The following is a 20,101-nucleotide window of genomic DNA, read 5'->3' as shown; positions in this document are numbered from 1 at the left end:
CGGATTCCCCAATCCCCGATTCGACAGAGCGCCCGCCGAGGTCCTAACCCTCCGGCGGGCGCTCTGCGTGTCGCGGGAGACGCATCCGGGAGAGGCACGTCGTGGGGCGATAGCGCGTTCCCACCGTCAGGCGACCGGAACAGGCTGATCCGTTCGAAGGAGGCTGAGGCTGACGGTCGCGATCCTGGCGTTTCAAGCTTGAGCGTGGCTGCGAGTCCTCACTCCCGCCTTGTTTGCAGTGCCTTCTGGCTCGCGACCCGGCCGCCGACGATGCGGCTCGACACCACCCAACGAGGCGGCAGTATGCGTTTCATCGGCATCTTCGGCGCTCTTCTCTCCGTCGTCCTCGTCCTAACGGTGGGGGCCGTATTCACCCTGGTGGCGGCGCCGGTCCGGGCGGCCCTGGCGTTCCGGCGGGCCTGACACCGCGACTCCCTGATTCGGCGCGGGTTGCCCCGAGCGATCAGGGCCAAGCGTTCAGGCCAGGCCTGTGTGATCGCGGCGGGGTCGCGACGCGGCGATGCTCGGCGCGTCCCCTCAACCCATCATACGCCGGCTCGGACGAACCAGATTGCGGCGGAGAGGCAGACGCCTGCGACGCCGATGAACCCGACATACAGGGCCAGCGTCGGGTCGACATGATCGTGCGCGTAGCCCGGCTTGCGGGGAGACAGGCGCCACCGCTCTTTGATCTCGGCGAAGCGGGCCCGGGCGATGTCCTTCGGCGAGAGAGCGTTGCCGCCCGCTTCCTCGCAGGTGCCGAGCATCGCCATGCCGGGATCGAACACCTCGACCTTGTCGCCGCTGCGACCGGAATCGATGTCGCCCTTGAGCATCGCCGTGTTGGGATTCGGGGCATCGACCGGGGCCGGCGGATCGGCGCGCTGCGCCGACAAGTGCGGAGGAACGTCGGTGTCGTAGCTCATGGTCATGGTTCTCGAGAGGGGCGAGTGTAGCGGTACTACGCTCGCGGAGGGGCGAAGTTCGGGGTGGGACCGCCGGCGCCCTGCGGCACGACGACCGTCCGGGTGCCTATCGGGTGATCTGGTGCGGCGAAACCGGATCTCTCGCCGGGAAGGTCTCCTCGATCGCCTCGTCCATCAGGCGCTCCTGCCGTGCGCGCGGGCTCTCCCCGGGCCGGCCGGGGCGGCAGCGGCGAGATCGGACCGCGGCTGCCCCCAGCCCATGCCGCGCTCGTCCCGTCCGCGCAGCGCTTCGACGCCACGCGTGACACCTGAACGCTGCGCGAACAGGACGGCCACCGAATGCCGCCCAGGCCGACGGCCACCGCCAGGACGCAATCGCCGGACGTGGTGGGCTTCTCACGAAGGGATGCTTGATCGTAGTAGGGCATCGTCACCTCCTCGATCCGGTATCAGCGCGGGCCGAACACACCCGCATAGACCAGGAGGGCGATCACCAGCACGATGAGCGCCACGCCCAGCAAGGCGGGTCGCACCCGGCTGGTGATGCATTCGGGCTTGTGGCTCGGTGGGGCCATGATGAGGCATTCCCGCACGATGCCGACCAAGGCGCAAAGCGGCCGTAGAGTTCTCGCCGGTGCCATGGAGAGCAACGGCGCTCTCTATCGACGCTGCAACGGGCGAACTCCAGAATGGCGAGATATCCCTCGAATTTTCTGAAGTCTAGACCGCCCATACGGTTGTGATGATACATGCGCGCAGCACGCCGACTGTGGCATGAACAAGCTATCGATGGCACAGGCGCTGCTAGTGCACTGACGCATTCGAAAGGTTCACACCAGGTGTGAGCCGTGCGAGTCTGCGGCATGGCTCAGACCGTCTGCGTGATCCTCACTGAGGACGAGAAGGCACGGCTGCACGCGATCAGCCAGGATCGTGCTCGCCCGCTCAAGCACGTCCAGCGCGCCCGCATCGTCCTGCTCTCCGCCGAGCGCCTTCCGGTGCTTGAAGTCGCCCACCAGGCCGGCGTCAGCCGAACCGCTGTCTGGCGCTGGCAACAGCGCTTCGCGGAAGAGGGGGTCGACGGCCTGCTGCGCGACAAGACCCGCCCGCCCGGCAAGCCGCCCCACTCCACCAGCACCGTCGCCGAGGTGCTGGCGCTGACCTGCTCCGAGCCGCCGGGTGAGGTCACCCATTGGACCGGTCGCGCGGTTGCTGCCGCGACCGGCATCTCGCTGCGCTCGGTCCAGCGCATCTGGCAGGAACACCGCCTGCAGCCGCACCGCGTGCGCACCTTCAAGCGCTCCACTGACCCGGCCTTCGCCGAGAAGGTGGAAGACATCGTCGGCCTCTACATGGACCCGCCTCGTCACGCGGTGGTGCTGTCCGTCGACGAGAAGAGCCAGATCCAGGCCCTCGAACGCACCCGGCCCGACCGTCCGCTCGCGTCAGGACGCCTGGCGACCCGCACTCACGACTACATCCGCCACGGCACCACGACGCTGTTTGCAGCGCTCAACGTGCTGGAGGGCACGGTGATCGGCCGCTGCATGCAGCGCCACCGCCACGAGGAGTTCCTGCGCTTCCTCAACGCCGTCGAGGCGGCGGTGCCGGCCGGCACGATCATCCACGTGGTGCTCGACAACTACCGCACCCACACCCACGTGAAGGTCCGGGCCTGGCTGTCGCGTCATCCGGGCTGGGTGTTCCACTTCACCCCGACCTCCGCCTCTTGGCTCAACGCCGTCGAGGGCTTCTTCTCGGCGTTGTCGCGTCGGCGACTGCGACGCGGCACGTTCACCGGGATCGTCGACCTGCAGGCGGCGATCAAGCGCTACATTGCCGAACACAACGAGCGGCCCAGGCCGTTCATCTGGACCAAGCCGGCCGCCGCCATCCTCAACAGCCAGGCTGCACCTTCCGTCTGAGTCAGTGCACTAGGGCGTCTCTGCAAAGGGGTTCACACGAGCAGGGCGAGCCCCCACGTGATCGGGATGCGACGCTTTGAACTGACCGACGCGCAGTGGGAGCAGATCGCCCCGCTGCTGCCGCCTCAGAAGCCGCGCACCGGCCGTCCTGCGGTGGATCACCGCCAAGTGCTCAACGGCATGCTCTGGATCCTGCGCACGGGCGCGCCGTGGGAGGATCTACCAGCGCGCTACGGGGCGGTTGGGACTGTCTCGAGCCGGTTCTACCGCTGGTGCAAGGCCGGCGTGTTCGACCGGGTGCTGCAGCGCCTGCAGGCGCAGGCGGATGCCCGCGGCGACCTCGACTGGGATCTGCACTTCGTGGACGCGACGGTGGTGCGCGCCCACCAGCACGCCGCCGGCGCACGCCGGTCTGGCGCCATCGGGGGGTGAGGGCACGGTCGAGGGTGCGGGCGAGGCGCTCGGGCGCAGCCAGGGCGGGTTCTCGACCAAGCTGCACTTGCGTGCCGAGGGCGGGGGCAAGCCGATGGCGGCTGTCCTGACGGCCGGCGAGCGGCACGAGCAGTTTGCGCTCGACGCGCTGATGGACAAGGGCGCGGTGCGGCGGCCGGGGCGTGGCCGTCCCCGCCTGCGTCCGCGCCGGGCGGCGGGAGACCGGGGCTACTCCAGTCCACCCGCCCGCCGCCGGCTCAGGCAGCAGAGGGTCGAGCCGGTGATCCCGACCCGCAAGGACCAGCCGCGTCAGCCCGACTTCGACAAGGCCGCCTACCGGGAACGCAACAAGGTCGAGCGGCTGATCAACCGGCTCAAGCAGTATCGCCGCATCGCCACCCGCTACGAAAAGCGGGCCACGAACTACCTCGCCATGGTCACCCTCGGTAATGACCATGCTCTGGCTCACCTGAGTTTGCAGAGACGCCCTAGACCCGTGCGGTCGATGATCTCGTCCAGGCGATGGGCGGGACGGGTATCTCCAAGAGCCAGGTCAGCCGGCTGTGCCAGGAGATCGACGAACGCGTGAACGCCTTCCTCGACCGACCCATCGAGGGCGAGTGGCCCTATCTCTGGATCGACGCGACCTACGTGAAGGTGCGCCAGAACCACCGCGTCGTCACGGTGGCCTTCATCGTGGCGGTGGGCGTCAACACGGACGGGCGGCGCGAGGTGCTGAAGCTCGACATCGGCCCGTCCGAGGCCGAAACCTTCTGGACCGAGTTCCTGCGCAAGCTGGCCCGGCGCGGCCTGCGCGGGGTCAAGCTGGTGATCTCGGACGCGCACGAGGGCATCAAGGCGTCCGTCGTCAAGGTGATGACCGCCTCCTGGCAGCGGTGCCGGGTACACTTCATGCGCAACGTCCTGGCCCATGCCGGCCGCTCGGGCCGGCGCGTCGTCTCGGCCTTCATCGCCACTGCCTCCGCGCAGGAGGATGCCGAAGCCGCCCGCCAGCAGTGGCGGCGGGTCGCCGATCAGCTCCGCCCCAAGGTCCCGAAGCTGGCAGCCCTGATGGACACGGCAGAGACCGACGTGCTGGCCTACATGGGCTTCCCAGCCGCTCATCGTGCCAAGCTGCACTCGACCAACCCGCTCGAGCGCCTCACCGGCGAGATCAAGCGGCGCACCGAGGTCGTCGGCATCTTCCCCGACGAGCCCTCGATCCGCAGGCTGGTGGGCGCGATCCTGCTGGAGCAGAACGACGAATGGGCCGTGCAGCGCTGCCGATACATGACCCTGGAAAGCATCGCCCCGATCGGCGATGATCCCCTCGTCAGCCTGCCCAACCTCGCAGTCTGACCAGTCCGGCCCTGCCGGTCAGCGTGGTGGACCACACCCAGCTACAGCACGCCCTGGAACACGATCGAGTTCCATCTTCCTCGATGCAGACCGATCATGGACGCGTAGATCTGCGAGCTTATTGCTTGGTGACAACATCAACACCATCGATGGGTGTTGGTGCCCAGGAGAGGACTCGAACCTCCACGGCTTGCACCACTGGTACCTGAAACCAGCGCGTCTACCAATTCCGCCACCTGGGCCCGAAGCGCCTTGCGGCGCCGCGGTGACAGTCGTGTAGTCGGCGGCGGAGCCCGCGTCAACGCCGAACTCCGCCGTTTCATGAGCAAGCTCAGGCGCGAAGTCTCAGCTTCCTGCCGGCCACTCGCGGATGTCGACGAAGTGGCCCGCGATAGCGGCGGCTGCCGCCATCGCCGGGGAGACGAGGTGGGTGCGCCCCTTGTGGCCCTGGCGGCCCTCGAAGTTGCGGTTCGAGGTCGAGGCGCAGCGCTCGTGCGGCTTGAGGCGGTCGGCATTCATGCCGAGGCACATCGAGCAGCCCGGCTCGCGCCAGTCGAAGCCGGCCTCGATCAGGATCTTGGCCAGTCCCTCCTGCTCCGCCTGCTGCTTCACCAGGCCCGAACCCGGCACCACCATGCCGGAGACGTTCGGGTGGATCTTCTTGCCCTCGACCATCCGGGCGACGATCCGCAGGTCCTCGATCCGGCCGTTGGTGCAGGAGCCGATGAACACCTTGTCGAGGGCGATGTCGGTGATCCTGGTGCCCGGGGTCAGGCCCATATAGGACAGGGCCTTCTCCTTGGAGGAGCGCAGGTTCTCGTCCTCGATCGCGGCCGGATCCGGCACCCGGCCCTGGACCGAGATCACGTCCTCAGGGGAGGTGCCCCAGGTCACGATCGGCGGCAAATTGGCCGCGTCGAGACGGATCTCGCGGTCGAAATGCGCGCCCTCGTCGGAGACGAGGTTGCGCCAATAGGCGACGGCGCGCTCGAACGCCTCGCCCTTCGGCGCCTTCGGCCGATCCTTGATGTAGGCGAAGGTGGTCTCGTCGGGGGCGACCATGCCGGCCCGGGCGCCGCCCTCGATCGACATGTTGCAGATCGTCATCCGGCCCTCCATCGAGAGGGAGCGGATGGCTTCTCCGGCATATTCCAGCACGTGGCCAGTGCCGCCGGCGGTGCCGATCTCGCCGATAATCGCCAGGATGATGTCCTTGGCGGTGACGCCGGCGGGCAGGCGCCCGTCGACGACGGCGCGCATGTTCTTCGCCTTCTTCTGGATCAGCGTCTGGGTGGCGAGCACGTGCTCGACCTCCGAGGTGCCGATGCCGTGGGCGAGCGCCCCGAAGGCGCCGTGCGTCGAGGTGTGAGAATCGCCGCAGACGATCGTCTGGCCCGGCAAGGTGAAGCCCTGCTCCGGCCCGATGATGTGGACGATGCCCTGCCGCTTATCGAGCGCGTCGTAGTACTCGATGCCGAACTCGCGGACGTTCTCGGCCAGCGTATCGATCTGCGTGCGGCTCTCGGGATCCTCGATGCCGAAGCTGCGGTCCGAGGTCTGGACGTTGTGGTCGACGACTGCCAGCGTCTTCTCCGGGTGGCGCACCCGGCGCCCGGCGAGACGAAGCCCCTCGAAAGCCTGGGGAGAGGTGACCTCGTGCACGAGATGACGGTCGATGTAGAGGAGGCAGGTGCCGTCCGGCTGACGATCGACGACGTGGTCGTCCCAGATCTTGTCGTAGAGGGTGCGAGGGGCAGTCATCGGGGTTTTTGCCTTGTCACGAAGACCTGTCGTGGAAGCCGGGCGCGCGGCGTTGAGGCCCGGCGGACCCGTCATGTAACCGTCTCATCGGCCGGCGGGTAGACCCCGTGGCGCCGCAAGGGGATGCATCGGTCGCAAGGCGTGCGAAGACCTGGGCGAGCGAAGACCGGGCCGTTGTCCTGGGCGGCGCCCCCGAGCGCGGCTTCCGGGGGCGCCGGTGCTGTTACTCCTTCACCGCCCCGGTCATCGCCGAGACGTAGTGCTCGACGAAGAACGAGTACAGGATCACCAGCGGCAGCGAGCCGACGAGCGCCCCGGCCATCAGCGAGCCCCAGCGGTAGATGTCGCCGTCGACGAACTCGCTCACCACCGCCACCGGCACGGTCTTGTTCTGGGTCGAGGACAGGAAGGTGAGGGCGTAGATGAACTCGTTCCAGCACAGCGTCAGCGAGAAGATGCCGGCCGAGATCAGCCCCGGTACCGCCAGCGGCAGGATGATCTTGAGCAGGATCTGCCAGCGGCTGGCCCCGTCGATGAGCGCGCATTCCTCCAGTTCGTAGGGGATGGTCTTGAAGTACCCCATCAGGAGCCAGGTCGAGAACGGGATCAGAATGGTGGGGTAGACCAGCACCAGGGCGAAGGGCGAATCGTAGAGCCCGTAGGCCTGGATGATGGTCGCGAGCGGGATGAACAAGATCGAGGGCGGCACCAGGTAGGCGAGGAAGATCGCCGCGCCGACCGCCACCGCGCCCCGGTAGCGGATGCGCACGATCGCGTAGGCCGCGAGCACGCTGGCGAACAGCGACAGCACGGTGGCCGCCACCGAGATCATCATCGTGTTCCAGAGCCACAGGGGATAGTGGGTCTGGAACAGCAGCTTCGAGATGTGCTTGAGCGTCGGCGAGACCACCCAGAACGGGTTGTAGGTCTCCATGTCGATGAGCTGGTCGTCCGGTTTGATGGCGGTCAGCGCCATCCAGTAGAACGGGAAGAGCAGCACCACCAGGATGACGAAGAGCGGCAGATAGACCGTGACGACGCGCCTCGGCAGCGTGTCGAGATAGGCCATGCCCTCGTTGTTGTCGGTGGTGTCGGCGGTCGTGGTCGCGGCCATGGTTCTTCTGTCCTTCTTTTAGCCGGTCTGCCACTTGCGGTTCTGGAGGCCGAACCACGAGATCGCGATGGCCAGGATGAGGAACGGCACCATCGCGGTGGCGATGGCTGCGCCCTCGCCGAGATTCCCCGACAGGATGCCGCGCTGGTAGGACAGGGTCGCCATCAGGTGGGTGGCGTTGACGGGACCGCCGCGGGTCATCGCCCAGATCAGCTGGAAGTCGGTGAAGGTGAACAGCACCGAGAAGGTCATCACCACGGCGATGATCGGGGTGAGCAGCGGCAGGGTGATGTGGCGGAAGTTCTGCCACGGCGTCGCGCCGTCGATCGTCGCCGCCTCGTAGAGCGAGGGCGAGACGGTCTGGAGGCCGGCGAGCAGCGTGATGGCGATGAAGGGCACGCCGCGCCAGATATTGGCGAAGGTCACGCAGATCCGCGCCATGGTCGGATCGCCCAGGAAATCGATGTTGCGGTCGAGCAGGCCGAGATGGCGCAGCGACCACGAGATGATCGAGAACTGGCTGTCGAAGATCCACCAGAACGCGAGCGCCGAGAGCACGGTCGGCACGACGAAGGGGATCAGCACGATCGAGCGGATCAGGGCCTTGAACGGCAGCCGCTTGTTGAGGAGCAGTGCCAGGTAGAGGCCGATCGCGAACTTCGCCACCGAGGCGAAGCCCGTATAGACCAGGGTATTGAACACCGAGAGCCAGAAGACGCTGTCGTCCCACAGCCACTCGTAATTCTCGAGTCCGACGAAGTTGCCGCCGCGTCCGATGCGGGTGTCGGTGAGCGAGAGCCAAGTGCCCTTGGCCAGCGGATAGGCCAGGAACAGCAGCAGGATCGCGGCTGCCGGCAGCATGAACCAGAATCCCAGCCAGCCGCGGCTCGTCCGCAATCGGCTCCAGGCCGAGCCGGTCGTGGGCGCCGCCGCGGCGGGGCGGGCGAGGGCGATGTCGGCCACGGGGAGCCTCCTCCGGGTGTTGTTTGGTCTTGCCCCTGCAGAGGGCGGAGCCAGAAACGACAATTCACGAATTACAGGGCGCACTCAACTGCATCTGCGGCAGGATGGGCGCTCACAGTCACGCTTCACTGCGTCATCCCAGGCTCCGCTTCCGCGGTCCCGGGATGACGCAGGCTGGTTCAGCATCTCAGTGTCGTGCCGAACCAGGCGGAATGCGGTCCGCCTTTTCCTGATGCTCCAGCGGTCTTGGATTCCGGGCTCCGCTCTCGCGTCCCCGGAATGAGTGGGCGGGTGCGAGATGGCCGAGGCCATCGAACAAGGTCTCGCACCCTCACCAAGGCTCGTCGGCGGATCCGTCCCCTTCGAGGGGGAGGAGACGCGGTGCCCGGTCCTCAGGCCGAGCGGAAGATCCGCTGTGCCTGGCGCTCCGCGGTTCGGATCGCGGTCTTCAGGTCCTCGCGGCCGGTGCAGTAGGAGGCGAACATGTCGACGACCACGAAGTCGGCGAGCACGGCGGCGACCTTCTCACTCACCGGGGCGAGGCCGCCGGCGGCCAGCGTCCGGGTCGAGGCCTCGCCGAACACCTTGTTCTTCGGGTCGGCGGTCCAGATCGGGTTGTTGGCGTAGGCCTTGAGCGGGTGGCAGAGGTAGCCCTGCGACGCCTCGAGCCAGGCGTTGTAGTTCTGGGCCTCCAACGCGAAGGCCATGAAGGCCTTACAGGCGTTCGGGGCCTTGGTGTAGGTATAGGCCAGGATCGGGAAGGCGAGCTGGAACTCCGTCGGCTTGCCGGACTTGCCGACCGGGTAGGCGGCGTGGTCCATGTCCGCCGCGATGTCCTTCTTCTCGTTCTTGGCCGCGGCGTAGATCGAGATGCCGTTGTTGGTCAGGTACAGGTCGCCCGACAGGAACGCCTTGTTGTTGGACGAATCGTTCCACGACACCGTGCCGGGCACGAAGGTCTCGTAGAGCGCCTTGACGTATTCGAGCGCCTTGGCGGTCTCCGGCGAGTTGATGACGATCTTCTCGTTGGCGTCGACCAGGTAGGCGTCGTGCGACCACAGGGCCCAGTGAATCCACGAATTGGCGTCGCCAGTGGCGTGGCCGAGGGCGAAGCCGGCCGGCGTGTTGTTCTTCTTCATCGCCTTGCACAGTTCCAGGAAGCCGGCGTGGTCTTCCGGGAACTTCGTGAACCCGGCCTTGTTCATGGCCGAGATGCGATAGTTGAGGTAGCCGCCGTTGAACGCCATCGGGATGGCGATCCACTTTCCCTTGACCTTGCCGTAGGCCTCGGCGGCGGGCAGCCAGCCGCCGTACTTCTTGCCGAGATAATCGGCGACGTCACCGACCTCGATGCACTTCGATGGGAACAGGGCCGGGAAGGAGTAGAGGCCCCAGACCATGTCCGGGCCCTGCCCGGTATTGGCCGCCACCGAAGCCTTGGGCTGAATGTCGTCGAAGGATTCGCTCGTCACCGTCACCGGCACGCCCGTGGCCTTGGTGAAGGCGTCGACGAGGCGCATGAAGGCCTCGTCCTCGGACGGGATGAAGCGCTTCCAGCGCAGGAGCTTGAGCGAGGCGCCCTGTTCGGGCTTCCACTGGTTCTCCTGCGCCCAGGCGCGGGCGAAGCCCTCCAGGCCCGCAGCAGAAGCGAGGCCGAGGGCAGCACCGCCCTTGAGGATCTGGCGACGATCGAAAGCTGACATCGTGGCGTCTCTCCCGGGATGATCGTTATCGTTGATACGGGTCGGCCGGCGGCGGGATCGCGTCCCGCTTGGCCGGCCGGAATCCTGTCGTCAGTTCAGACGGCGGCCGTTCTCGGCGTCGAACAGGTGGACGAGGCCGGGATCCGCCGTGATGTTGATCCGCTCGCCCGGGCCGGCGCCGATGCGGTCGCGGAACACGCAGGCGATGTCGCGGGCGACCTCCTTGGAGATGTCCTGCGCGCCGCCGCCCGGCGGGCGCACCAGCACCATGGTCTCGGAGCCGGTCGGCTCCACCACCGCCACTTCCACCGGCACGCCGCCCTCGGACAGGCGGACATGCTCGGGCCGCAGGCCGTAGACCGCCGGCATGCCGTCGGCGGGGCGGGCACCGCGGGTCGGCAGCGGCAGGGTCAGGCCGCCATCGGTGCGGAACGTGTCGCCCGCGATCTTGCCCTTGAGGAAGTTCATCGCCGGCGAGCCGATGAAGCCGGCGACGAACATGTTGTCGGGCCGGTCGTAGAGCTCGAGCGGGGCGCCGACCTGCTCGACCACGCCGTCATGCATCACCACGATCTTGTCGGCCATGGTCATGGCCTCGATCTGGTCGTGGGTGACGTAGACCGTGGTGGTGCGCAGCCGCTGGTGCAGCTCCTTGATCTCGGCCCGCATCGCCACGCGCAGCTTGGCGTCGAGGTTCGACAGGGGCTCGTCGAACAGGAAGACCTGCGGATCGCGCACGATCGCCCGCCCCATCGCGACGCGCTGGCGCTGGCCGCCGGAGAGCTGGCGCGGATAGCGGTCGAGGAGCTTCTCCAGGCCGAGGATCGCCGCGGCGCGGCTGACCCGGCTCTCGATCTCCTCCTTGGCGGCCTTCCGCAATTTCAGCGAGAAGGCCATGTTGTCCCGCACCGTCATGTGCGGATAGAGCGCGTAGTTCTGGAACACCATGGCGATGTCGCGCTCCTTGGGCGGCACCGCGTTGACGACGCGCGATCCGATCCGGATCTCGCCCGCCGTGATGTTCTCGAGACCCGCGATCATCCGCAGCAGGGTCGATTTCCCGCAGCCCGACGGGCCGACCAGGATCACGAATTCCCCATCCTGAATGTCGATCGAGACGCCGTGCAGGATCGGGGTGGCCCCGAACGACTTGCGCACGTTCCTGATTTCCAGCCCGGCCATCGGCTCCTCGTGGTCGTGTCTATCAAAAAAAGGTCGCGCGCGGCGCGCGGACCGAAACGGCAGCGCTGCCACAGGCAGACGACGAACACACGACAGGCGGGCCCTCAGTCGGGCGTCTGGCGCTCATCTGGGTTGTTTCCTCGACCCGTAAGAACGGGGCGGCCTGGGTTGCCGCCTCTCGTGTTGGCGGCCATCATCGGGTGCGCGAGGCGCAAGATCAAGCGCCCTCGCCATGCGTCCATCGTCGGATGCGCGAGAAACGACCGGGAGACGGGCTTGAAGTCCACAGACGTGCTGATCATGCGGCCGATGATGCCGCTGGTGACCGACAGCCTGGAGAGGCTCTTCACCCTCCACCGCGGCGACCAGGCCGAGGACAAGGAGCGTTTTCTGGACGAGGTCGGGCCGAAGATCCGCGGCATGGCAGTGAGCCACGTCCACGTGAACGACGCGCTGCTCGACCGGCTGCCGAAGCTCGAGATCGTCGCCAATTTCGGCGTCGGCTACGACACGATCGACGCCGCCGCCTGCGGGCGGCGCGGCGTGATGGTGACGAATACGCCGGACGTGCTGACCGACGAGGTCGCGGATCTGGCGGTCGGCCTCCTGCTCGCCACCGTGCGGCAGATCCCGCAGGTCGACCGCTACCTGCGCCAGGGGAAGTGGCTGGAGAAGCCCTATCCGCTTACCGGTACCCTGCGCGGGCGCAAGGTCGGCATCCTGGGACTCGGCCGCATCGGCCGGGCGATCGCCCACCGCCTCGTCGCCTTCGGGCTTCCGATCGCCTATCACGGCCGGACCAGGCAGGCGGACGTGCCTTACGAGTACTTCCCCTCGCTCCTCGAGATGGCGAAGGCCTGCGACGTGCTGATGGTGGTGGCACCCGGCGGCCCCGAGACGAAGAACATGATCGGCCGCGAGGTGCTGGAGGCGCTGGGGCCGCAGGGCGTGCTCATCAACGTCGCCCGCGGCACGCTCGTCGACGAGGACGCGCTGGCCGCAGCCCTCGCCGACGGCACGATCCAGAGCGCCGGCCTCGACGTCTTCGCCGACGAGCCGAAGGTGCCCGAGGCCCTGATCGCCCAGGAGCACGCGGTTCTGTTGCCCCATGTCGGCTCGGCCTCGATTCACACGCGCAACGCAATGGGCCAGCTCGTCGTTGCTAACCTGACCTCCTGGTTCCAGGGCAACGGTCCGGTGACCCCCGTGGCCGAGACACCCTGGAAGGCCTGACTAACGAAAGACCCGAGCCATGTGCCTGCGCCGCCTCCTTCCCGTCCTCGGTCTGGCGATCTGGGCGGGGGGCGCGGCGGCGCAAGATGTCGGTCCGCCCCGGGACGTCGCCGGGGCGGCCGGCCCGTGGGAGCTGGCCCTCGACGGCAGCTTCCGCCGCTGCGGCCTGATGCTGGCGGCGGAGCCCGGCCCGGTCGGCCAGGCCCTGCGCTTTCCGGCCGGCTGCCGGCGGGCGCTGCCGGTGGTCAACGGCCTCGGTGGCTGGCGCCAGGAGGGCGACCTGATCCAGCTCCTCGACCGCGAGGGCCAGCCGGTTCTGGCCTTCGCTGCCCCGGAGGGCGAGAGCACCCGCAGCGCGGAATCCCTCAGCGGCGAGCGCTACAGCCTGGCGCAGGCCGGCACGCGGTCCGCCGCTCCCGAGGCGCCGCTGGTGACGCCGGCGGCGCTCTCGATCCAGCCGTCGGCGCGCGAGGCCTCGCGCGATTTCTGGACCGGCGCCCCCGCGACCGCCGCGGCGGTCGCGGGGCTCTACACCCTCGACCGCTTCGTCGAGAAGGACGTCTGCCGGGTGAGGCTCGTGGCCGAGAGCGCCCAGGTCCAGGAGGGCTGCCGCGATCCGGGCCTCGCCCTGTTCGATCCCACCGCCTGGCACTACGAGGCCGGCCGCCTCACGCTCGTCGCGCGGCGCGGCCACAGCGTCGAGCTGATCCCGGTGGGGGAGGGGCGCTGGCGGCGGGACCCGGAGATCGGGACGACCTTCTTGCTGCGGCGGGTGGAGCCGTGAGGCTGGGGGGGCACTGTGCGCCCTTGCTCGAATCGAGCAAGTTTGATCAGCGGAGCAGTTACGCCTCAAGTGCGCCAGCAAATGCTGACTGATCGTATCGACACGCCGCCGTCGGCTCGATCAGTCCGCGGGGTTGAATACACTGTCGGCAATCACAGCGACCTTGGATCCAAGTCACATCTGCTGAGGGAGTACTCTTGAGAAATTTCTCGGGACGCCTTCACAAGCAACTGAAAACCCTTGAACGGACGATCGTTCGATCCGTGCTGCCCCTGCCCAACACTCCACGATTTCGGCCAGTGAAGACTTTCGATCCCCGATGCTGTGGCAGATTTGAACGAGCTCCACGCAGAATCGCCCGCGTTACGATAAAGAATCCCTCCTGGCCCCATGTCTGGATAAAGAGCGACATGGAGATCGAACTCACGATCAGCAGGCAGATCGGGGCCGAACCAATAAGAGGGGCTTCGTCCTGGCTTCTTCCCCGCAATCAGAGTCAGGGTCTGCCTCGGTCCACGCAGGCCCAGCCAGATCGGCGCCATCGCTTCCGGGGAATGTGCCGTGAACATAGTTTGTTCCGGCGCCCAGGCCTCCGTCGCCGTAATTCCAGAAATTTGGAACTCGACGATGGTTCCAGGGTCGACTGGGCCAGTAAAGATTGCGTCCGATCGTCCTGCCTCGACGCGTTGCCAATCGGCTGAAGGACCTGCGACTTTGGGCGGCCACCGCAAACGCTCCCGTACATGGCCATTCGTATCCAGCACCTGATATCTCAAGCCATCTTGATCGAGTGCCGCCTGAATACAGTGCAGGTACTCGATGTTTTCAGGCATCCTATGCGCAGTGCCGGCGCCGGCGGTGCAGATTTGAAGAACCCCGCCATGCACTTGGACATCGTACGCGAGAATGTGGCTGCACACATAAGCGATGACGTTAGCTTCCTTCAAAATATTCCAGAATTTATCGGCATACTCATGGCCGATTTCACGCTGGTAGGCTCCAGAAAATCCGTTGACTGCGTAAACCGGGTGGTGACCCAGTACGATCTTGTATTTCGCATCTGCGTGCTGATCGAGTACGCATTTAAGCCACCCAGTTTCAACGTGCCCTTCGCCGCCAAGGCCAGTCCAAAGCGTATGGACGAACGCCATCAGTAAATTATCGCGGCGAACCCAGTAGGAAAGGCCTCTTTGATCTTCGGGGCCGTTCGCAGGAAGTTGTAGAACTTCGCGGAAGATATCCTCACTCATCCTGTCATACGCTGTGTGGTTACCAGTGGTGTGCCAAATCGGGACGTTCCGACGATCAAGCCAAGCCATCTCAACATCAAGCCAATGTTTCCATTGCGCCCGGAGAGCAGATGGGTCGGGTGTTAGCCCGATGATCTCGTCGCCGGGAAAGAGTATGAATTCGGGCCGCGGCTTCAGTCGCTGCACGACAGCGTTGACGCTTGCAAATGTCCGCTCGTGCAATGCCCCTGGTATTCCCGAGCATGAATCGCCATACATGACAAACTGGTGGCCGTGCGACTTTGGAATGAGCGCATCGGTGGGATTTGGGGTCGTCGCCATTTAGATCCTCCAAGATTGAGAAATATATAATATCGAAATAATGGGCGGCACGGGATTAATTATCCACGGATTGCCCAGCATGTGCGAACGTGGCGCCTATGGAGACGACGTGCTTCTTGACCTTTACGGCAACGATGGGCCATAGGCCATGCTGCCACTGCGTCATCATAGCGGATGATCGGTGGTTTGCCTATTCGCACCGGAAAATGCAAGGCGACTGGATCACGTTTTGGACCTTGCCAGGTAGCAGGCCACTGTCCGACAACTCGACGACGTTCTATTCCGAGCGGGAAACACTCCCCATGCAGGCCTACCGCGCCCTCGAAGCCACCTTCGCCCGCATCAGCGCCCTCGAGGATGCCTCCGGCATCCTCGGCTGGGACGCGCAGACGCTGATGCCGGATGGGGCGGCGGAGGGCCGGGGCGACCAGATCGCGGTATTGCGTGGGCTCGCTCACGACCTCCTGACGGATCCCGTCACCGCCGACCGGCTGGCAGCGGCCGCTGACGAGGACGGCCTCGACGACTGGCAGCGGGCGAATCTCGCCGAGATGCGCCGCGCCTACACCCACGCCGCGGCGGTGCCGCGCGACCTCGTCGAGGCGAGCTCGCGGGCGGTATCGCGGGCGGAAATGACCTGGCGCGAGGCGCGCCGCAGCTCGGATTTCGCGCTGCTGGAGCCCGACCTCGCCGAGGTCCTGCGCCTCCAGCGCGAGATCGGCCGGGCGAAGGGCGAGGCCCTGGGCCTCTCCCCCTACGACGCCCTCCTCGACAGCTACGATCCGGGCCTGCGCCAGGCCGCGATCGACCCGCTCTTCGCCGCGCTGGAGGCCGAATTGCCGGGCCTGATCGCCGAGGTGAGGGCGCGCCAGGAAGCGGCGGGGCCGGCGCCGGTGGCCGAGGGGCCGTTCCCGGTCGAGATCCAGCGCCAGGTCGGGCTCGCGCTGATGCGGGCGGCGGGGTTCGATTTCGCGCGCGGGCGCCTCGACGTCAGCCTGCACCCGTTCTGCGGCGGCGCCACCGACGACGTGCGCATCACCACCCGCTACGACGAGGCCGATTTCGCCCGCGCCCTGATGGGCGTGCTGCACGAGACCGGCCACGCCCTCTACGAGCAGGGCCGCCCCGCCGCCTGGCGCCGTCAGCCCGTGGGCGCCGCCCGCGGCATGAGCCTGCACGAGAGCCAGTCGCTCACCCTGGAGATGCAGGCCGGCCGCAGCCGCGACTTCGTCGCCTATCTGGCGCCATTGGTGCGGAAGGCCTTCGGCGGCACCGGCCCGGCCTGGGAGGCCGACGCCCTCTACCGGAACTACACCCGGGTTGCGCCGGGCTTCATCCGGGTCGACGCCGACGAGTGCACCTATCCGGCCCACATCCTGCTGCGCTACCGGCTGGAACGGGCGCTGATCCGCGGGGAGATGGAGATCGGCGACCTGCCGGGCGCCTTCAACGAGGGAATGCACCGGCTCCTCGGGCTCACCGTGCCGGACGATGCCCGGGGCTGCCTGCAGGACATCCACTGGCCCGGTGGCGCCTGGGGCTACTTCCCGACCTACACCCTCGGGGCGATGATGGCGGCCCAGCTGTTCGACGCCGCCTGCCGGGCGGAGCCCGACCTGCGCCCCGGCCTCGCGCGGGGCGACTTCGCGCCCCTCGTCGGCTGGCTGAGGGCGAACGTGCACGGCAAGGGCAGCGCGTTCGGCACGCAGGAGATCCTGGAGGCCGCCACCGGGCAGCCGCTCTCGGCCGAGATCTTCCTCGGCCATCTCCGGCGGCGCTACCTCGATGCCTGATCGGGTCCATCCGACTCAGGAATAAGGGCCGATCTCCGCCGCGCTTGACGAGCGCGACGGAGATGTGCTTTCGGATAAATGTGAATGATTTGAATTTTCGCCTTTTGATTTTATTTTCAGTAATGTTCCGTCGTATTCACTTGCTATGTATGCTTAAGACTGCATAATTTTGGCGCGCTAGGGGCTGATCATCCAGCCAGTTCTCAGTGCGCCCATGCGCTGCACCCTCGGCAGGAAGCTCGACATCGTCGTCGCTCGTCCCATCCTGGTCGTCGCCTTCGCGATCTCCCTCCCGGCGAACGATCAGGGTCGTGTGGGCGCCGTGGAGGCCGCCTGAGACGCGGCGCTCCGTACCCACAGTGACGCAGGACAGCGAGCACGTGGTGGTGATGGGTGCAGGCCCTGGCGGGCCGGAGACGTCACCGGGGCCATGCAGATATCCGTGGCCCTGCGCGTGGCGCCCGAGGCGTTCGAGGCCGAGCGCCCGGCCTTCCTCGCGTCGCGCCGTGCAGACGAACCGGCTGGCGCTCGGCGCCACGATCGAGGCGGGGCGGCCCGTCAGAGCGATCCCTGGCCGTCGATGGCCTCGCAGGCATCCGCGACGCCGCTCTCGGACCGCATCAGCACCTGGATCTCGCGGCAGGCCCGCGCCACCGCCACCGAGCCCACCAGCTCCTCGATCACCCGGCGCGCCCGCCTGGCGGTGAAGCGCCAGCGCCGGAGCGAGGCGCCGACCCCGAGGCGCACCACCCGTTGCGCCTCGTCGGCATGGTCGAAGGCCACCGGCACGATCAGCTGCGGGCAGCCGGCCGCCAAGGCCTGCGCCACGGTGCCGACCCCGCCGTGGTGGATCAGGGCCGCACAGGACGGCAGCAGCCGGCTCAACGGCGCATAGGCGGCGTGAAGCACGCCGGGCGGCAGGTCGCGCGGGATCTCGTCGGCCCGGCCGGTGAGCAGGATGCCGCGCCGCCCCGCCAGCCGGCACAGCTCGACGGCGGTGGCGAAGAACGCATGGGCGCCGGCCATCGCCGAGCCGTAGGTGAAGACGAGGGGCGCCGGCCCGGCCTGCAGGAAGGCGGCGAGGTCGGGCGCGAGGCCGGCGGCATCGCCGTAGGTGTCGGCGAGGGGAAAGCCGACCTGGGTGATCTGCGCCGGCCAGTCGGCCTGCGGCGGGGCATACCAGTCCGGCACGGCGAGCAGGACCTGCTCCGGGCTGTGCCACCAGTGCCGCAGGCGCTTGACCGGGGCGAGACCGAGCTCGGCCCGGAAGGCGTTGAGCGGCGGAAGGGCGGCCGGATCGAGGACGAAGCGGTCGGCGCCGCGGCCGAGGCCGTGGCGCAGGCGGGCCGGCATGAGGCGGGGGAGGGGCAGGCCCGGCATCCGCGGCGGTGCCAGGCGGCTCTCGACCAGCATCGGCATCAGGTGGAGGGTCGTCAGCGACAGGCCGAGGCGCTCCTGCGCCACTCGCGCCCCGAGCGCCAGGGTAGAGGCGACCACCCGGTCGAGGCCGGGGCGCGCCTCGGCCTCCAGCCAGCGATAGGTCGGCTCGATCGCCTGCGCGACCGCTCCCAGCATCGTCCGCGCGCCGCGGATCGGGTGCCACAGGTCCGGCTGGCCCATGGCCCGCGCGAAATCGGCCTCGGTGCCGATGGGATGGAAGGAGAGACCCGCGCGGGCGGCGAGCGGCCGGAATCGCTCGGGTGCCGCGACCCGGACCGGATGGCTCCGTGCCTGGAGCGCCGCGCCGAGGGCGATGACCGGCAGCACGTCGCCATGGGAGCCCAGGGCCGCGAGAAACACGCGCCGCTTCTCGTCGCCGCACTTGGTCGTCCCGAGAGATGGCACGAGCCGCTCCTGCCTCCCGACTATGCAAAGCCGCCCCTGCGCCTCGACGCTACGCGTGACGTCGCCCGGCATTCAGCGGTTCTTGACTTTCGATGAGCTGAACGCGCGTCTATCCCGCCTGCCCACGGGGCAGGTGCGGAGAAGTCTTTCGTGATCCTGCTTTTAATCAGGAGCGAAAGCCGATGATAGTTTTGGCTGCTTGATGCGCATATAAAGAAAGATACGAATGATGCCTCTTCCTCGGGGGGGAGTTGAGGCCACTCACCCGCGCGAAGGGGCTGCCGCTGTCGGGCTGCCGAGGAAGGAACCAGGCCTGCCGGCGTCGCGTCCACCGCAGAGCACTCCGGGGAAGCGTCCGGACCGGGGATGTGGCGCAGGATCCCCCCTGCCGAGTGGGCTAGCGCACTCCCATGACCTGGTCCGCGTGCTCCCCCTTGAAGGTCGCGCGGCTCTCCTCCCCTCCAGGGGGAGGGGACGCGCCCGCGTTGACGATGGCTTGGCCGTCAGAGGCTAAGCGCGCATCGGCAAGCCCGTGTCGGACAGGGCTGGGAAGCGAAGACGGACCGATCGTCAGGCCGCCGCCCGCAATCCCGTCTCCTCCGGCCCGACCACCCGCACCGGCTGGCCCGTACGGGCGAGGAGCGTGCCGCCCTTCGGCACCTCGGCCCAGCCGGCGCGCAGGCCGTCGATCGGCTCGGAGACCACCGCGAGGCCGGTGCCGGTCTCGCGCCAGTATAGGCTCGGCGGGCGGCCGTCGCAGGCCCAGCGATACGCGGTGAGGCTCTCACCGTCGGTGAGCACGGCGGTGAAGCGCAGGGGCTCGTCGATCTCCGCCTCGCGCATCAGGCCGCGGGCGGCCGACACGCTCGCCGCCATGGCGGCGACCGGATCGCGGTCGAGGCCGTGCGCGAGGGCGAGGAGGAACAGGGCCTCCGAATCCGTGGTACCCTGGCGCGCCTCGTAGAGCCCGTCCGGGATCATCGCCTCGAGCCGCCGGCGGATGCGCGGATAGCCGCCGATCTGGCCGTTATGCATGAACAGGTGGCGGCCATGGGCGAAGGGGTGGCAGTTCGCCCGGGTGGTCGCGGTGCCGGTCGAGGCGCGGACATGGGCGAAGAAGGTGCGGGCGCGGATCTGCCGGGAGAGGCTGCGCAAGTTCTCGTCGGACCAGGCCGGCCGCACGTCGCGGTAGAGGCCCGGCTCCGGCCGATCGCCGTACCAGCCGATGCCGAAACCGTCGCCGTTGGTTTCGGTCTGGGCCTCCGCCGCGTGCAGCGACTGGTGCACGAGGGAATGGGTCGGCGCGCAGACCAGCTCGTCGAGATAGACCGGGTCGCCGTGGTAGGCGAGGAAGCGGCACATCGGCTCTTCACCTCCCGCGGCGGATGCCGGTCCCGCTCCGGGCCGTGCCTCGTCCGCCGCCTTCATCGAACGGTAACATTCCGGCCGGGACGGTGAACAGCTCGTTAATGCACCGCAGCATGCTCGAACGTTCCCCATATGCCCAAGG

General features: G+C 67.7%; 15 protein-coding genes, 1 tRNA gene and 2 pseudogenes. 7 read left to right on the top strand and 11 right to left on the bottom strand.

The features are described from left to right. Positions 1-545: 545 nt before the first annotated feature. Together MFF64_RS09505 and MFF64_RS37830 are read right to left on the bottom strand one after the other, a co-directional pair. Positions 546-926 (bottom strand): hypothetical protein, encoded by a 381-nt coding sequence (locus tag MFF64_RS09505; protein WP_099901565.1) that lies wholly within the window; start codon positions 924-926, stop codon positions 546-548. Between the two features lie 449 nt (positions 927-1,375). Further along, positions 1,376-1,501, bottom strand: a complete 126-nt coding sequence (locus MFF64_RS37830; protein WP_273557147.1) for a hypothetical protein — start codon at positions 1,499-1,501, stop codon at positions 1,376-1,378. Between the two features lie 288 nt (positions 1,502-1,789). Here MFF64_RS37830 and MFF64_RS09500 point away from each other — a divergent pair, with 288 nt between their 5' ends. The 3 genes and pseudogenes from MFF64_RS09500 to MFF64_RS09490 all read left to right on the top strand — a co-directional run. Next, positions 1,790-2,851, top strand: coding sequence for an IS630 family transposase (locus tag MFF64_RS09500; protein WP_238190547.1), 1,062 nt, complete (start codon positions 1,790-1,792; stop codon positions 2,849-2,851). A gap of 66 nt (positions 2,852-2,917) precedes the next feature. Beyond that, a pseudogene (locus tag MFF64_RS09495) lies at positions 2,918-3,756 on the top strand (IS5 family transposase). A 19-nt stretch (positions 3,757-3,775) separates the two neighbouring features. Further along, positions 3,776-4,642, top strand: a pseudogene (locus tag MFF64_RS09490) (IS256 family transposase); the annotation flags it as partial. 157 nt (positions 4,643-4,799) lie between these two features. On the opposite strand, the gene MFF64_RS09485 reads toward MFF64_RS09490, so the two are convergent. From MFF64_RS09485 to MFF64_RS09460, 6 genes are all read right to left on the bottom strand, one after another. Beyond that, positions 4,800-4,884 (bottom strand) — tRNA-Leu (locus MFF64_RS09485). Between the two features lie 103 nt (positions 4,885-4,987). Then, positions 4,988-6,403, bottom strand: a complete 1,416-nt coding sequence (leuC, locus tag MFF64_RS09480; protein ID WP_099903480.1) for a 3-isopropylmalate dehydratase large subunit — start codon at positions 6,401-6,403, stop codon at positions 4,988-4,990. 223 nt (positions 6,404-6,626) lie between these two features. After that, a complete protein-coding gene (locus MFF64_RS09475; protein WP_099903482.1) occupies positions 6,627-7,517 on the bottom strand; it encodes a carbohydrate ABC transporter permease in 891 nt (296 codons plus the stop codon). Between the two features lie 18 nt (positions 7,518-7,535). Further along, on the bottom strand, positions 7,536-8,480 hold the full coding sequence (locus MFF64_RS09470; RefSeq protein WP_238190546.1) for a carbohydrate ABC transporter permease: 945 nt from the start codon (positions 8,478-8,480) through the stop codon (positions 7,536-7,538). Positions 8,481-8,872: 392 nt separating this feature from the next. Then, positions 8,873-10,183 (bottom strand): ABC transporter substrate-binding protein, encoded by a 1,311-nt coding sequence (locus tag MFF64_RS09465; RefSeq protein WP_238190545.1) that lies wholly within the window; start codon positions 10,181-10,183, stop codon positions 8,873-8,875. Positions 10,184-10,273: 90 nt separating this feature from the next. Then, complete coding sequence (locus tag MFF64_RS09460; RefSeq protein ID WP_238190544.1) at positions 10,274-11,365, bottom strand: ABC transporter ATP-binding protein; 1,092 nt, start codon at positions 11,363-11,365, stop codon at positions 10,274-10,276. Between the two features lie 276 nt (positions 11,366-11,641). On the opposite strand from MFF64_RS09460, the gene MFF64_RS09455 reads away from it, so the two are divergent. Together MFF64_RS09455 and MFF64_RS09450 are read left to right on the top strand one after the other, a co-directional pair. Next, positions 11,642-12,598 (top strand): 2-hydroxyacid dehydrogenase, encoded by a 957-nt coding sequence (locus tag MFF64_RS09455; RefSeq protein ID WP_207768118.1) that lies wholly within the window; start codon positions 11,642-11,644, stop codon positions 12,596-12,598. Between the two features lie 19 nt (positions 12,599-12,617). Next, positions 12,618-13,382: an AprI/Inh family metalloprotease inhibitor gene (locus MFF64_RS09450; RefSeq protein ID WP_099903462.1), complete on the top strand. Its 765-nt coding sequence runs from the start codon at positions 12,618-12,620 to the stop codon at positions 13,380-13,382. Between the two features lie 152 nt (positions 13,383-13,534). Here MFF64_RS09450 and MFF64_RS09445 read toward each other — a convergent pair whose 3' ends face one another. Beyond that, positions 13,535-14,953, bottom strand: a complete 1,419-nt coding sequence (locus tag MFF64_RS09445) for a metallophosphoesterase family protein (protein ID WP_238190543.1) — start codon at positions 14,951-14,953, stop codon at positions 13,535-13,537. Positions 14,954-15,255: 302 nt separating this feature from the next. Here MFF64_RS09445 and MFF64_RS09440 point away from each other — a divergent pair, with 302 nt between their 5' ends. Together MFF64_RS09440 and MFF64_RS37825 are read left to right on the top strand one after the other, a co-directional pair. Further along, positions 15,256-16,746 (top strand): carboxypeptidase M32, encoded by a 1,491-nt coding sequence (locus tag MFF64_RS09440; RefSeq protein ID WP_099907848.1) that lies wholly within the window; start codon positions 15,256-15,258, stop codon positions 16,744-16,746. Positions 16,747-16,960: 214 nt separating this feature from the next. Continuing rightward, positions 16,961-17,083, top strand: coding sequence for a hypothetical protein (locus MFF64_RS37825; RefSeq protein WP_273557146.1), 123 nt, complete (start codon positions 16,961-16,963; stop codon positions 17,081-17,083). Positions 17,084-17,304: 221 nt separating this feature from the next. Here the strand turns inward: MFF64_RS37825 and MFF64_RS09435 are convergent, their stop codons facing one another. Beyond that, positions 17,305-18,591 carry a glycosyltransferase gene (locus MFF64_RS09435; RefSeq protein ID WP_238190542.1) on the bottom strand — a complete coding sequence of 429 codons (1,287 nt, stop codon included), beginning with the start codon at positions 18,589-18,591 and terminating at the stop codon, positions 17,305-17,307. Positions 18,592-19,161: 570 nt separating this feature from the next. Continuing rightward, positions 19,162-19,953, bottom strand: a complete 792-nt coding sequence (locus tag MFF64_RS09430) for a class II glutamine amidotransferase (RefSeq protein ID WP_099907845.1) — start codon at positions 19,951-19,953, stop codon at positions 19,162-19,164. Positions 19,954-20,101 lie beyond the last annotated feature (148 nt).

Origin of the sequence: Methylobacterium frigidaeris, assembly GCF_022179185.1 — a bacterium.
Lineage (GTDB): Bacteria > Pseudomonadota > Alphaproteobacteria > Rhizobiales > Beijerinckiaceae > Methylobacterium > Methylobacterium frigidaeris.
The sequence above is the reverse complement of the archived record's forward strand: the minus strand, read 5'-3'. Positions and strand labels throughout refer to the sequence as shown.

Excerpts from the sequence above, each read along its gene's own strand:
- MFF64_RS37830 (WP_273557147.1), bottom strand. The coding sequence starts at position 1,501 with ATGGCCCCACCGAGCCACAAGCCCGAATGCATCACCAGCCGGGTGCGA.
- MFF64_RS09460 (WP_238190544.1), bottom strand. The coding sequence starts at position 11,365 with ATGGCCGGGCTGGAAATCAGGAACGTGCGCAAGTCGTTCGGGGCCACC.
- MFF64_RS37825 (WP_273557146.1), top strand. The coding sequence starts at position 16,961 with ATGCGCTGCACCCTCGGCAGGAAGCTCGACATCGTCGTCGCTCGTCCC.
- MFF64_RS09445 (WP_238190543.1), bottom strand. The coding sequence starts at position 14,953 with ATGGCGACGACCCCAAATCCCACCGATGCGCTCATTCCAAAGTCGCAC.
- MFF64_RS09475 (WP_099903482.1), bottom strand. The coding sequence starts at position 7,517 with ATGGCCGCGACCACGACCGCCGACACCACCGACAACAACGAGGGCATG.
- MFF64_RS09440 (WP_099907848.1), top strand. The coding sequence starts at position 15,256 with ATGCAGGCCTACCGCGCCCTCGAAGCCACCTTCGCCCGCATCAGCGCC.
- MFF64_RS09465 (WP_238190545.1), bottom strand. The coding sequence starts at position 10,183 with ATGTCAGCTTTCGATCGTCGCCAGATCCTCAAGGGCGGTGCTGCCCTC.
- MFF64_RS09505 (WP_099901565.1), bottom strand. The coding sequence starts at position 926 with ATGAGCTACGACACCGACGTTCCTCCGCACTTGTCGGCGCAGCGCGCC.
- MFF64_RS09500 (WP_238190547.1), top strand. The coding sequence starts at position 1,790 with ATGGCTCAGACCGTCTGCGTGATCCTCACTGAGGACGAGAAGGCACGG.
- MFF64_RS09430 (WP_099907845.1), bottom strand. The coding sequence starts at position 19,953 with ATGTGCCGCTTCCTCGCCTACCACGGCGACCCGGTCTATCTCGACGAG.
- leuC (WP_099903480.1), bottom strand. The coding sequence starts at position 6,403 with ATGACTGCCCCTCGCACCCTCTACGACAAGATCTGGGACGACCACGTC.
- MFF64_RS09450 (WP_099903462.1), top strand. The coding sequence starts at position 12,618 with ATGTGCCTGCGCCGCCTCCTTCCCGTCCTCGGTCTGGCGATCTGGGCG.